The sequence below is a fragment of the Pseudomonas sp. NPDC086278 genome (genome assembly GCF_050280905.1).
Classification (GTDB): Bacteria; Pseudomonadota; Gammaproteobacteria; order Pseudomonadales; family Pseudomonadaceae; genus Aquipseudomonas.
The window spans coordinates 1-12240 of sequence record NZ_JBNNWE010000061.1 but is presented as its reverse complement, the minus strand read 5'-3'; the positions used below and the strand labels follow the sequence as shown (position 1 = coordinate 12240).

General features: G+C 52.2%; 13 protein-coding genes. All 13 read right to left on the bottom strand.

Annotated features, from left to right (window positions below; genetic code table 11):
* Positions 1–8: 8 nt before the first annotated feature.
* Positions 9–806, bottom strand: coding sequence for an ABC transporter permease (locus ACQKP4_RS18895; RefSeq protein WP_259698489.1), 798 nt, complete (start codon positions 804–806; stop codon positions 9–11).
* Positions 803–2026 (bottom strand): glycosyltransferase, encoded by a 1224-nt coding sequence (locus ACQKP4_RS18890; RefSeq protein ID WP_427635166.1) that lies wholly within the window; start codon positions 2024–2026, stop codon positions 803–805. Before ACQKP4_RS18890 ends, ACQKP4_RS18895 begins: the two co-directional genes overlap by 4 nt.
* Positions 2023–3237, bottom strand: a complete 1215-nt coding sequence (locus ACQKP4_RS18885) for a glycosyltransferase family 4 protein (protein WP_123432686.1) — start codon at positions 3235–3237, stop codon at positions 2023–2025. The genes ACQKP4_RS18890 and ACQKP4_RS18885 overlap by 4 nt, the downstream gene beginning before the upstream one ends.
* On the bottom strand, positions 3234–4250 hold the full coding sequence (locus ACQKP4_RS18880) for a class I SAM-dependent methyltransferase (protein ID WP_427635165.1): 1017 nt from the start codon (positions 4248–4250) through the stop codon (positions 3234–3236). Before ACQKP4_RS18880 ends, ACQKP4_RS18885 begins: the two co-directional genes overlap by 4 nt.
* 41 nt (positions 4251–4291) lie before the next feature.
* Positions 4292–5413, bottom strand: a complete 1122-nt coding sequence (gene wecB / locus ACQKP4_RS18875; RefSeq protein WP_427635164.1) for a non-hydrolyzing UDP-N-acetylglucosamine 2-epimerase — start codon at positions 5411–5413, stop codon at positions 4292–4294.
* On the bottom strand, positions 5406–6416 hold the full coding sequence (locus ACQKP4_RS18870; RefSeq protein WP_123432689.1) for a polysaccharide biosynthesis protein: 1011 nt from the start codon (positions 6414–6416) through the stop codon (positions 5406–5408). Before ACQKP4_RS18870 ends, wecB begins: the two co-directional genes overlap by 8 nt.
* 16 nt (positions 6417–6432) lie before the next feature.
* Positions 6433–7287, bottom strand: a complete 855-nt coding sequence (locus ACQKP4_RS18865; protein WP_427635163.1) for a dTDP-4-dehydrorhamnose reductase family protein — start codon at positions 7285–7287, stop codon at positions 6433–6435.
* Positions 7288–7931: 644 nt separating this feature from the next.
* Positions 7932–8945 carry an MraY family glycosyltransferase gene (locus ACQKP4_RS18860; protein WP_427635162.1) on the bottom strand — a complete coding sequence of 338 codons (1014 nt, stop codon included), beginning with the start codon at positions 8943–8945 and terminating at the stop codon, positions 7932–7934.
* Positions 8942–9904, bottom strand: coding sequence for a UDP-glucose 4-epimerase family protein (locus ACQKP4_RS18855; RefSeq protein ID WP_427635161.1), 963 nt, complete (start codon positions 9902–9904; stop codon positions 8942–8944). Before ACQKP4_RS18855 ends, ACQKP4_RS18860 begins: the two co-directional genes overlap by 4 nt.
* Before the next feature lie 310 nt (positions 9905–10214).
* Positions 10215–10454, bottom strand: coding sequence for a lipopolysaccharide assembly protein LapA domain-containing protein (locus tag ACQKP4_RS18850; protein ID WP_427635160.1), 240 nt, complete (start codon positions 10452–10454; stop codon positions 10215–10217).
* An 11-nt stretch (positions 10455–10465) separates the two neighbouring features.
* Positions 10466–10774, bottom strand: coding sequence for an integration host factor subunit beta (ihfB, locus tag ACQKP4_RS18845; RefSeq protein WP_054051920.1), 309 nt, complete (start codon positions 10772–10774; stop codon positions 10466–10468).
* Positions 10775–10917: 143 nt separating this feature from the next.
* Positions 10918–11196 carry a hypothetical protein gene (locus ACQKP4_RS18840; RefSeq protein WP_427635159.1) on the bottom strand — a complete coding sequence of 93 codons (279 nt, stop codon included), beginning with the start codon at positions 11194–11196 and terminating at the stop codon, positions 10918–10920.
* Positions 11197–11414: 218 nt separating this feature from the next.
* A partial coding sequence (locus ACQKP4_RS18835) for a S1 RNA-binding domain-containing protein (RefSeq protein WP_427635158.1) occupies positions 11415–12240 on the bottom strand: 826 nt, incomplete at its 5' end.

Sequence of the window (12240 nt, the reverse complement as noted above, 5' to 3'; positions counted from 1 at the left end):
GTCCATACTCATAAAACGTCCGCAAAGCCGTGTCTGACAGATCTGAAGAAGCGAAGGCCGAGCCAGCAGACGACCAGGCTCACGCAGGTGTAGATCAGCAGGCCCTGGAAGTTGGGAATCACGCCATTGATCATCACCAACCGCGCCTGTTCAACGATAAACGACAGCGGATTGAGCATGATCAATTGACTGGCCCACTGCGGGAGTTTGTCGAGCGGGTAGAGCACTGGAGAGAAAAACATCAAGGCTTGAGTGATCACGATGGTCAACTGCGCGATATCCCGCAGGAATACGCCCAAGGCACTTAGGAACCACGTTATGCCCAAGAGGCACAGAACCATAGGTGCGATGACTATAGGCAGAAAGACGATGGTCCATTGCAGGCTGCCGTTGACGAACAGGGCTATAGCCGCCCACGCGACGATACTCAGGCACAGTTGAAAGACCGCTGAGCCGATGGGGACCCAAACCAGAAGCTCGACCGGGAACACCACTTTCTTGACGAAATTGGGATTCGAGGTAATAAGATTGGGCGCGCGGTTAACACATTCGGCAAAAAACGTGAACACGATCAGACCGGGGAACAACATCAACGCGAAGCCTGTAATGCCTTCGACGCCAGGCCAACGAGAAGGCAAAAAGTAGCCAAACACCACGGCGTACATTGCCAACGTCATCAACGGCGTGATCAGCGGCCAAAGGACGCCTAACAGCGCGCCCTTGAATCGCATGTCGACGTCGCGTTTGATCAGTTGCTTGATTAAATCGAAATGCCTTACATGAGCAGTGAGGATATTCTGACTCAATTAGAAATCCCCATTGATGCTTTAGTGTGATTCCCCAAAAACGCGAGAAAGGATTCTTTCATGCGCTCCAGAGTGAAATCCTTCATGAAGCAAGAATGGCCATTAGCAGCAAAACGAGCGTAAGCCTCGGTGTCTTGAACTGCTCTTTCCAATTGACTGATGATCGCCGTAGTGTCGAGCGACTCGCAAAGAAAGCCGGCCTCATTAGCTTTGATGTACTTGGCCGGAGACGCATAAGCCGGGGCGTGGCAGAACACCGGGCGGCCCGCGGCAAAGTAAGTGACAACCTTCGACGGGAAACTGTTACTGGACTCTTCGTGGTATTCGCCCGAGAACCAGTAAGGCAAATAGAGAAGGTCAGACTCGGATAACAGTCGAATGGTCTCTTCCTGGCTCTGCCAACCCAGGTACTCAAAGTTAGACGGGCTCTGCGTGAATACTTTGAAAGCCCCCCCCATGACGCGCACACGAATCCGTTTACCGGCAATTTTCCAGTTGCAGGCATTCAGGGCGTGTTGCAGGCATTCCCACTCTGTCTGTGCATAAAACTGCCCGGCCATCGCAATAATAAATTCATCACTATCATGCGCGGTGGTAGCGGGCGACAGCGCCAGTTCACGAGGCAGGCCGGCAATCACCGGCGCGTTAACGACACGGTATTTGCTTGTGTAATTCTCGGACATTGCCCACGACGCGGTCGCACAGGAAACGCTGTCCTTGATGACCTCGTCGAACTCTTTGAGCAAACGACGGCGAGTAAAACCGTCGATGAGGTTCGCTTGCAACCACCATCCGAACGGATCCCAGACCTGAGTGAGTAGCGGCACATTGAGGGCTTTGGTCAATTGACGAGCCAGACGCACCATGGTCTGGCCTTGCAACACGACCCACACCGCATCAACTTTTTGTGCTTTGGCGAACTCGACAATTTGCGGCAGCAATTCACGCTGCACGCGACCGGCCTGTACCAACTCAAACGGAAATGCCGACAAGATCCCTGCCTTACGAGGCAGCACACGAACGGCTGCCTCTCGTGGCTTCCTTAAAATCAGCTTGGGAACCGATTCGAGTTCCGCTGGAATCTCGGGGTTTAGCGCAGGATTAACCACGGCACAAATTGCGACCTGATCCTTAGGCAGAAAACCGACCAACCGATCCAGCACCAACCCAGCAGTAAAGTTACGGCAAGGTGGAATATCAGTTAAAAGCAGTACTTTCATTTAGCAGCAACCGTTTTGTATATCTCCGCCAGCCGCTGGGCATACAAGTCGTCACCATAGTGCAACTCGGCAATCTCTCGTCCCTTGCGACCACGTTCTTCACGCTCAGCCGGATTGTCGATCAGGTGTTGTAGAGCGCGGTAGAGTCCCTCTCCATCGTGCATCGGTACCGAAACCCCTACTTCAGGAGCGAAAGTTACTTCTGGCAAAGAAGTTCCTTCGAACACGATCACCGGTTTGCCGCACGCGAACGCCTCAATGGCCATTACGCCAAACGCTTCTACGATCGACGGCATCAGGAAGATGTCAGACGCTACAAACGCATCGCGAGCCAACTCTTCATCGTTGGTCCAGCCAAGTTCCACCAGCTGGAATCGATCGGCAAACTGCTCCATCAAACCTTTGCTGTTGAGCGTCAACAGACAAATTGGTTGATTGGCGCTAATACGCTCAAGCGCCTGAATGATGTACGGCAGGCCTTTGAACTGGTTATCCACAGCCCGGAAGCAAATGACCAAAGCATCATCTGGAATACCGAAGCGTTTACGCGCATCCGGCGAGGCATTTGGATTGAAGAAATCAAGGTCCAGGCCAAAGGGCACTTGATGGATATCAACATCCTCAAAAAGAGGAGAAGCCTCAACCATATCGCGCATCCACTTCGAAGCGACGATTACGTCGAACTTCGATTTGTTGTACGCACGTTTTTTGTACTTGAACAAAAACGCTGTCGTATCCATGAGTAGCGGGAAGTGAATGTCCAGGTCCGGGCATTTGCCGCAACCTGTCATCCAGCGCTTGCACTCGAATGGATAAACACAATGCCCTGTCATGGCCCACGGGTCATGTAGCGTCCAGACCGTCGGTTTGCGCCGGGTAATTTCCGGCAGGTCGCCGAGGCTCATATAGCCCGAGTGGATGATGTGCAAATGCAACACATCTGCCTCCTCGAAGGCAGGCATTTTCATCATCTGCTTGGCGTGCGGATACAACACAGACTGCATTGAGGTCAAGCGCTCAACCCGATTGATAATCCGGTTGATTTTCCTTGTATTCTTCCCCTCAAAAGTCAGCACTTCAGGGTTCTGAGTATCCTTCTCCCAAATAAGGTGTCGAGATTCGACATCGTATTTTTTCAGTAGCGGCGTAATGGATAGACCATTAAATCGACGACCTGGTGACTCGTAGCCATTGACCTGAAGTACCTTCATTTCCGAAATGAACCTGCTTTCAACGCGAGACGAGCAATCATGCTATTGGCAATAATTTGTTCGCGACGAACGAGGTCCGCCTGAATGCCAGCCAGGTTTGTTTCATGAGTAGCAAGCTGTGTTTCTTTCTCGGCAACCCACGCTTCACGACGGCGCACGTCATTCTCAAGGTCGCGCAGATTTGAGTGATGAGTGTCGAGCTGAGTTTCTTTTTCGATGAAATATTGCTCGCGCTGCTGAATCTGCAATTGGGCCTGCTGAATCTGCAACTCGCGCTCTTCGATGTCCGACTCAAGCGCCTCAATACCCAGGTTCTGCAAAAACTCAGGTTTCCATGCCGCAATCGGAAACTCGAAGAGTTCACGAACAGGCTTGAGTTCAGGAGCACTGGAAATGCAAACAATCGAATTGGGCGGATTTTCTTCGGTACGCGTCAGCTCGGTAACGCCATCCAGTCCCTCGTAGAAGAATTCTTTATTTGGATAGGCCTCGAATTGCTCTTCCTTGATCCAGTGAACGAGGTGATGGACGTTACCGTCACCTTCATTAAATGGAACGTTGACCATAAGACGTTTGCGGCAATCTACTTTCAGCGCAAAATTCAGGCCGTCCACCACGTGCTCCAACGCATGGCGCGAGACAACGTAGTCAAATGACCGCGATTCGCGCACGTACGACTCAGCATCGCCGTTCACATACTGAATGTTTTTCGCGCCGTAGTTATCTTTTGCGTACTGCACCGATTCGATACTCGGATCGATGCCCGTGATCTTCGCGCCTAGAATGTCGCTGAGCATGAATGTGCCATGCCCGGTGCCACACCCGATGTCCAGGATAGTGAAACCGGAAACAAGCATCGACGGATCACGCAAGATGTCGGATTCGATAATGTCACGAAACAGTTGATAACTGCTCTTGTGACGAACCACCTCATCTCGGCCGTGAGTTTCTCCCGGAACCAGACGTTCACCCTCATTGTAAATTGCGTCCAACGTCTGACTATTCGTGCTCATTATTTCTCTCACTAATTTTGTTGCTTGCGCTAAATTCGGATTTACTTGGACCAGATGGTCCGATTGATAAAATCAACATAACTCAAAACAATCCGCAGCACCTTCTGCGATACCAGCCCACCTTCGTAGTCTGGAACCACACGACGAATAGCACCCGCCTGATCCTGGCTGGTCACAATACGCACAGCATCCAGAACCCGCTCCGATTTCAGCCCGCTCATGATTAGCGTGCCTTGGTCCATACCTTCTGGACGCTCATGTGCATTACGAATCGTCACGGCGGTCAAGCCCAGCAGCGAAGCTTCTTCGGTGATGGTGCCGCTGTCGGACAGAATGCAGAACGCTTCCATCTGCAGCTTGATGTAATCAAAGAAACCGAACGGCTTGAGGAACTGGATTCTCGAATCCAGACCGTCGAGACCCAATGCTTCCAGACGCTGACGAGTACGTGGGTGGGTGGAAACAATGACTGGCATGTCATAGGTTTCAACCAGTGCCTGCAGCGTATTCAACAGGTCTTGCAGGTTAGCCGGCGTATCGACGTTTTCTTCACGATGCGCGCTGACAACGAAGAAGTTCTTCGATTTCAGCTCAAGTTTGTCGAGGATTGTCGAACCCAAAATCTTGGGTTCGAAATGCTCCAGTACTTCCTGCATGTGAGAGCCCGACTTGATAATACGATCGGGCGGAATCCCTTCATCCAGCAGGTAGCGACGAGCATGCTCGGTCAATACCAGGTTAATGTCGCTGAGGTGATCCAGGACCTTGCGGTTCAGCTCTTCCGGCACACGTTGGTCGAAGCAGCGGTTACCTGCCTCCATGTGGAATACCGGAATTTTCCGCCGCTTGGCCGCGATTACTGCCAGACAGGAGTTGGTATCGCCATATAGCATCAGGGCGTCCGGTTTCTCGGCTTCCATGACTTCGTCGGCTTTCTCGATCACGCGCGCGATGGTTTGCGCGGCGTTACTGCCTACAGCACCGAGGAAGTAATCCGGCTTACGAATATCCAGGTCATCGAAGAAAACCTGGTTCAATTCATAGTCAAAGTTCTGCCCGGTGTGAACCAGGATGTGGTGGGTATGCGTGTCGAACTCGGCGATAACCCGCGACATTTTGATCAGTTCAGGACGGGTCCCGACAATGGTCATTACCTTAAGCATTGAGTTGCTCCTGGATGTACGACAGTTTCAGGAGCAGCTCTTTTACGCCTTCGATATCGAGTCGAGTGGTGTTGTGAGAGGTGTAATCTTCGAATTCGGTAATTTCCATTTCGCCTTCTACGAAAAATTTTGCGTAGTTCAGGTCACGGTTATCGGCAGGCACACGGTAGTACTGACCCATGTCTTCGGCTTTTGCCAACTCTTCACGAGACACCAGCGACTCATAGAGCTTCTCGCCATGGCGAGTACCGATGATGCGAATTTCATTGTCTTTGGCGAACAGTTCTTTCAGGGCCTGCGCCAACACTTCGATAGTGGACGCCGGAGCTTTCTGAACAAAAATGTCGCCTTGCTCGCCGTGCTCGAAAGCGTGCAGCACCAGATCAACAGAGTCTTCCAGAGACATCAGGAAGCGAGTCATGGTCGGGTCAGTGATAGTGATCGATTTGCCTTCACGCAGTTGTTCGATGAACAACGGAATCACCGAACCACGGGAGGCCATTACGTTGCCGTAACGGGTCGCGCAGAAAACGGTTTCGCCTTCCGACTGCATACGCGCCTTGGCCACCATGAGCTTCTCCATCATTGCCTTGGAGATGCCCATTGCATTGATCGGATACACCGCTTTGTCGGTGCTGAGCACAATTACGCGATCAACGCGATTGGCGATCGCCGCCTTCATGACGTTATCTGCGCCAAGGACGTTGGTGCGTACGGCTTCCATCGGGTAGAACTCGCAAGACGGGACCTGCTTCAGTGCAGCCGCATGAAAGACGTAGTCGACGCCCTTCATCGCTGAGTGAATGCTGTCGTAGTCACGAACATCGCCGATATAGAATTTCAGCTTCGGATCGTTCAAGGCAATCCGCATGTCTTCTTGCTTTTTTTCATCACGACTGAAGATGCGGATCTCTTTAACGTCGGTCTTCAGAAAACGATTCAGAACCGCGTTACCAAAAGAGCCAGTACCGCCAGTAATCATCAATACTTTATTATCGAACATAATCTAAACCTTGCGCTTAATTGAAGTCATGCATGTTTTGTACTAAAACCGGCCACTCAGGGGCAACGTAACCTGTCGCCTCCCGGAAGCGGTCCGCGTTTAACGAACGGTCGATCGTCAACCTGTCCGAAGGGACAATCTCAGTGTCTTTTCCATAAGTTTTCGCTACAAGCTTCAGCAAGTCGTACTTATTTATAGGCTGGGTAGCTACGTGATACAGGCCATGCAGATCAGGACGCGGTAATACGTACTCATTGATCACCCGTGCCAACTCCATGGTTGGCAGACCAGAGAAAATAGCGCCGGTGAATCCTTGAACGGAGCCTTGCTGCGCGAGGAACCAGCCGACCAGGCTGCGATGCCCGGACAGTTCACGGCCGATAATCGAGGTACGCAGCGTAATGGCGTGAGGATAATCCACTTCACCCAACAGCTTGGAACGCCCATACAGGTCGTAAGCGTCAGGGAAGTCCGACTCCCGGTAACTACCCTTCTCACCCGAAAAAACGCAATCGGTACTGATATGGACCAGGCGCGCGCCAGTCGCCTTGCACAAGGCGGCCAGGCGATGAGGCAGCAATGTATTGATTGGCACAGCCTGAAGTGGATCATTTGCATCGGCCAATTGCTTGACCAGGCCCACACAATTGATCACGACATCGGGCTTAATCGTCCCGAAAGCCTTGATCAGCGAGTCTTGACTTTCGACATCCACGCCCAGAATGATTTTCTCGGCCAAGGCCTCAGAGAAAAATTTTCGGGAACCCTCGCTCCGAGCGGTACCGTAAACGCTTAAATCGGGGTTAGCCGATAACACTCGGTAGGCTGCGTTACCCAGCATTCCGGAAACACCCAACACCATAACTCTCATTGCCTACTCCTCACTTCCCGGACCAAAACTCGGGTCCATGATCCGGTTGCCACTCATCAGTTGAACGTCTTCGCCCGCTGCATCCAGAGGAGCAACAAAAGGGGGACATATCGCGAATCTGTACTCAATGCGGGTTGGAGCCTTCTTGCGAAGAGATCCTTTCTTGCAGCCTCAACCAACCGTCGGTGCCCGAAAAAACCAAAGACGTTGTTCGAATACCTGCAACAGAATCGCTACCAAGAGCTCGCAGCGCATCCATGCTACCCAGGAAATGCGGGATAGACCGGCGTTAACCCAAAGGGTTGCCACCACATTACACCCGAAAACACACAACCCCCTTGCGCGCAGAGACGCTACGTTGGTCAAGCAAGGGAATCGCATCTGCCAGCGAAGTGTTGGCTTTATGCCATCACTCCATAAAAACCAGAGAAGTTTACCATACAATTTTGTGCAATTGAGTGGCGGTGAGTGGCGGAGACAGTACGTTCATCCACGGATTCAGTGCTTTAGAGACCGAGTGGTCACCGTCAAAGCAAAGCGCATTCTACTCACGGATCTGCGCTTGACATCACCCCAACAAGACCCGCGGCGACATCACTTTTGCACGTACACATAAGCAGTTTCGACGACGCACACCATCCGAATCAGGCCTCAGCCTTACCTGCGTTGTACTTCACTGCCAACACAACAAGAGGCAAATAGGCGACCAACAGGCCGACTCCTCCATCCAGCGATCCCGTCCCCACCCAAAACGCGAGAGGAGCCAGCCAGAACACATTGATCAAAATGACGGCAAGGGTGATTTTCTTATGACTGAGGTGATGTCGAGAGGCATATTGATAGGCATGACTGCGATGAGCCTCATATACCTTTTCCCCCCGAATCAAGCGATGCAACATCGTGTAGGTTGCATCTACGATGAAAACACCGGCCAGAATGAGCCAACTCCAAAGTAATTGCGGGGCGATCCCGGCTGCCTGCAATGCCAGGCCACCGAGGATCAAGCCAAGAAAACCGCTGCCCGCATCACCCATGAAAATTTTCGCGGGTGGAAAGTTCCAGATCAAAAAGCCCGCACAGGCGCTGGCAAGCAAAAGAGGCACCCACAACTCATTCGTGAAACCGCCCAGCCAGTAGAGAAATGCACCACCCAGACAGACACAGATAGCCTCTGCCCCCGCTATACCGTCGATTCCATCCATAAAGTTGTACAAGTTCAAAAGCCAGACCAGATAGATGGCAGCCAATGCACTCCCCCACCAACCCAGGTCAACAACAAATCCAAACAGATTCAGCGGGGCGAGCCCTCCCACGCAAAGCAAAAACCACACAGCCGCTGCAAAGTGCCCGAGCAGCCTCCATCGGGCCGCAATGTGACCATGATCATCAGCAAACCCTATTAGGGCCACTACAGCACCGGCCCCAAACAATCCCGCAAATGCACTCCACGAGATCACGCCAGTTAAGGCACATACGCACAATGCCCCAAGAAACGAAATGACTATGGATACGCCGCCACCTCGAGGAGTTGGGATCGAGTGCGAACTTCGGGCATTGGGTATATCGACGAGACTGTTACGCAAGGCATAGCGCCGCAAATAAAACGTCATCAACCAGGACGTGAAAAACACCCCTACCAACAACAACAGAAAGATCATTTGTTTTTTGTATCCAGATAATGTTTCGCCACACCTTCTAGCGCTTGCTCAATACCGACCGGCGGTGACCATTGCAATAACTCACACGTTCGCCGTACGTCAACTTGAAGCGACCCACACAAACGCACGGAAAGTGCCTGTTTCCCCAGCAAAACCAACCCCAGAGACAGGATCTGTTGCGGGAAAGGGATCAGCGCAGAGCGCACGCCAAGTGATTGCGCGACTCGCTGAAGTAACTGCGTCGTGGACAGATCTTCGCCATCACTGACCAGAAAAATATTGCCGGGGGCCGAGGGGTGCTCAATGCAGCGCACGATCAAATCAACCAGATTATCAAGCGCGACCATGCTGCGCCGATTGTTAATCGAACCAAATGGCAGTGGAATCCCCCGCTCAACCCATCGAAGCATATTGAGGAAATTGGCCTTTACGCCAGGGCCATAAACCAGAGGAGGACGAATAATCACAATCTCCATTCCGGTGCGCGCGCCCAACTCAATCAGAGCGTCCTCGGCTTCACGTTTGGAGATTCCATAGGCATCGACTGGAGTCGGCAGATCGCTCGAAGTAAATGGCCGACCCGGATGGGTATACTCCCCATTGACCTTAATTGAACTGATAAAAACAAAGCGCTTTACGCCCGCCTGTGCAGCGCGGGTCGCCAACTTAATTGTTCCATCAACGTTAGCCGCTCGAAAGGCGCTAAGGTCATCCGCCCCCTGCGCAGCCATTACATGCACACGCGCAGCCGCATGCACGACCTCGGTTATACCTGTCAATGCGGCTGCCGGAACTTCGGCGCCCAACTCAAAAAATAAATGATCACAAGGTAAGTTCTTTTGGGGCGGAGTACGAACGCCGCACACCACGGAAAACTTCTCGCTCGACAGCAACTTGGTTACAACCGCAGATCCGACAAACCCATTCGCCCCCGTCACCAGGACTTTTGAACAACTCATTTGCTCTTGCCCATCACATTCATCCTGAAAACTTCCATTTACGCTTCAGCGGCGAACGCCGAACTTCTTCTCGATTATGAGCGCTTTGTGTTCGAGGCAATCAGGTTTGTCTTTTACTATCCCACGACCCGTTGTCGCAAGAAGATGCCAGCACTGACTACAGCGGCCACCCAACCACCAAACCCGTACTGTCGGCCACGGATGAGTCTATCGGCGTTAGGGGCCGCGTCAATGATGTCTTGGGGAATGCGACGAACAACTGCCGAGCGAGCGCTCTCGTTACATCAGCAGCACGCCAGGGTTTCGACTATCAGACCAGGCGCTTGCGTGAAGCCCGGGCTCCACGTCCCAGAAACCAGCCAAGCACCGGCCCAACCAGCATCCCGATCAGCAACGCAAGAATCATGACTAACGACACCGGTAATTGCGGCCCCGCCCAACCCAGAAACAACAGCGAAACCGACTGTTGATTTTCGAGAACAAAGGCAAGCACCGCCAAAATCATCAGCAGCACAAACACACCAAGGAGTACACGCTTGAGGTTACGCATGCGCCGTTCCTTTAGTTATGGAGGTCAAACCCTTCCTCCTCTTCCTCATTCACCCGATCCCGAAGCTCTTTCCCCGGCTTGAAGTGCGGCACAAACTTGCCATCCAGGCTTACCGACTGACCGGTTTTCGGGTTACGCCCCACTCGAGGCGCACGATAGTGCAGAGAGAAGCTGCCAAAACCACGAATCTCGATACGATCTCCCGTGGCCAGACATTGGGACATTTGTTCAAGCATGGTCTTGATGGCCAGCTCCACATCCTTGGATGAGAGCAGCCCTTGATGGGTGACAATTCGTTCGATCAACTCCGACTTCGTCATATTTTTCCCTTCTTTTTCAAGCAGCTAGGAAAATCGCTTCAAAGGTTTTAGCATGCCCTGAGGAATTTGAACAGTCCGTGTTTCGACATATCTTTACCAATGATGAGGCACTTACTTCCAAGGCAGTCAAACGCCAATACAGCTTATCTGCAGATGACCAACATGGTCCGCGTCAGATAACCAGCAGGATTGAAGCCAAAGGGAAACTCATCTTCATCCTTGGCATCATCCGACCTTGCTATGACTTTGTAGCCACTTGCCTTGCACTCCCTGTCCGCACGCTTGCGACATTTTTCCCAGCCTGAGCCCAGTCCCGAACAATCGATCTCAATACCGCTAACCCCACGCACCACGTGCGTCTTCGCGTTCGTAGTGCAACCCGCCAATGCGATCATCGCCACTGCGACTATGAGCTTTTTCATTCACTTCCTTATATCGAGCGCCCCGCCCGACTGTTATTCGCTTCAGACTAAAGACTAGCTGCAAATAAATGATTGATCCGATTAAAGAAACAGACAGCCCACAACGACCATTTGTTTCACAAACACCCATCCACAGGCAACCCCCTAACACCACCCACTGAATTTCAGGCACAAAAAAGGGCGACCGAAGTCGCCCTTTTTCTATGGTCTTACAGAACTTAGTTCTGCTTGGCCATCGCTTCACGCAGCAGTGCAGCCATGGTGGTATCACCAGTAGCAGCAGCTTCCGTAGCTGGCTTGTCGCGCAGGCTCTGGATAGCTTCTTTCTCGTCTTCAACGTCTTTCGACTTGATCGAGAGCTGAATTACGCGGCTCTTGCGGTCAACGCTGATGATCTTGGCTTCTACTTCTTCGCCTTCTTTCAGAACGTTGCGCGCGTCTTCAACGCGGTCACGGCTGATTTCGGAGGCTTTCAGAGTCGCTTCGATATCGTCGGCCAGAGTGATGATGGCGCCTTTAGCGTCAACTTCTTTCACGATGCCCTTAACGATTGCGCCTTTGTCGTTCTCTTGAACGTACTCGGAGAACGGATCGCTTTCCAGTTGCTTGATACCCAGGGAGATACGCTCGCGCTCTGGGTCAACCGACAGGATAACGGTGTCCAGTTCGTCGCCCTTCTTGAAACGACGAACAGCTTCTTCGCCAACTTCGTTCCAGGAGATGTCGGACAGGTGAACCAGACCGTCGATGCCGCCGTCCAGACCAATGAAGATACCGAAATCGGTGATCGACTTGATGGTGCCGGAGATTTTATCGCCCTTGTTGAACTGGCCAGAGAAATCTTCCCATGGGTTAGATTTGCACTGCTTGATGCCGAGGGAGATACGACGACGCTCTTCGTCGATGTCCAGAACCATGACTTCCACTTCGTCGCCGACTTGTACGACTTTCGAAGGGTGGATCGAATAACCCGCGCCCAAGTCGTCCAGCGCAATCGAAAAGCCCATCGCCCGATAGTGATGCAATGCGGTTTGCAGCAACTGG

Coding starts and splice junctions, on each gene's coding strand:
- ACQKP4_RS18890 (WP_427635166.1), bottom strand. CDS start 2,026: ATGAAAGTACTGCTTTTAACTGATATTCCACCTTGCCGTAACTTTACT.
- ACQKP4_RS18885 (WP_123432686.1), bottom strand. CDS start 3,237: ATGAAGGTACTTCAGGTCAATGGCTACGAGTCACCAGGTCGTCGATTT.
- ACQKP4_RS18880 (WP_427635165.1), bottom strand. CDS start 4,250: ATGAGCACGAATAGTCAGACGTTGGACGCAATTTACAATGAGGGTGAA.
- wecB (WP_427635164.1), bottom strand. CDS start 5,413: ATGCTTAAGGTAATGACCATTGTCGGGACCCGTCCTGAACTGATCAAA.
- ACQKP4_RS18870 (WP_123432689.1), bottom strand. CDS start 6,416: ATGTTCGATAATAAAGTATTGATGATTACTGGCGGTACTGGCTCTTTT.
- ACQKP4_RS18865 (WP_427635163.1), bottom strand. CDS start 7,287: ATGAGAGTTATGGTGTTGGGTGTTTCCGGAATGCTGGGTAACGCAGCC.
- ACQKP4_RS18860 (WP_427635162.1), bottom strand. CDS start 8,945: ATGATCTTTCTGTTGTTGTTGGTAGGGGTGTTTTTCACGTCCTGGTTG.
- ACQKP4_RS18855 (WP_427635161.1), bottom strand. CDS start 9,904: ATGAGTTGTTCAAAAGTCCTGGTGACGGGGGCGAATGGGTTTGTCGGA.
- ACQKP4_RS18850 (WP_427635160.1), bottom strand. CDS start 10,454: ATGCGTAACCTCAAGCGTGTACTCCTTGGTGTGTTTGTGCTGCTGATG.
- ihfB (WP_054051920.1), bottom strand. CDS start 10,774: ATGACGAAGTCGGAGTTGATCGAACGAATTGTCACCCATCAAGGGCTG.
- ACQKP4_RS18840 (WP_427635159.1), bottom strand. CDS start 11,196: ATGAAAAAGCTCATAGTCGCAGTGGCGATGATCGCATTGGCGGGTTGC.